Source organism: Citrobacter sp. VF227, assembly GCF_052950715.1.
Genome location: NZ_JBRFVF010000245.1, coordinates 1 through 523 on the forward strand (window position 1 = coordinate 1; position 523 = coordinate 523).

Consider the following 523-nt stretch of genomic DNA (forward strand, 5'->3'; position numbering starts at 1 on the left):
GTCGAGGACGACGAGAACCAGCGCGCCAGCATCACGGCGTTGCTCGACGAGGAGGACGTCAAGATCTTCGGGGTCGGTACGGCCACGGCCGCGCTGGAAGCCCTGACCGGCGGCCGGTTCGACTGCGCGATCATCGATCTCGGCCTGCCCGATATCGGCGGTTCCGAGCTGATCGAGCGGATCAGGGCCACGCAGGAGGGCGAGGAACTGCCGATCATCGTCTATACCGGCCGGGAACTCACGGCTCCCGAGGAGCAGCAGCTCAAACATTCCGCCTCGACGATCATCCTCAAGGACACGCGCTCGTCCGAGCGGCTCCTCGACGAGACCGCCCTGTTCCTGCATCGCGCCATCGCCAGCGTTCCGCCCGACGAGCAGATCCGCGTCGAGTGGAAAGACGTGGAGTCTCTCCAGGGATGTCGCGTCATCCTGGTCGACGACGACCTGCGCAACATCTTCTCGCTGACGAGCGCCCTCGAGCAGCACGGGCTGGAAGTCCTGTTTGCGGAGAACGGCCAGGACG

General features: G+C 65.6%; 1 protein-coding gene. It reads left to right on the top strand.

The features are described from left to right. Positions 1-523, top strand: a 523-nt coding sequence (locus ACU8YC_RS26135) for a response regulator (RefSeq protein ID WP_446896135.1), incomplete at both ends; no start/stop codon positions are given.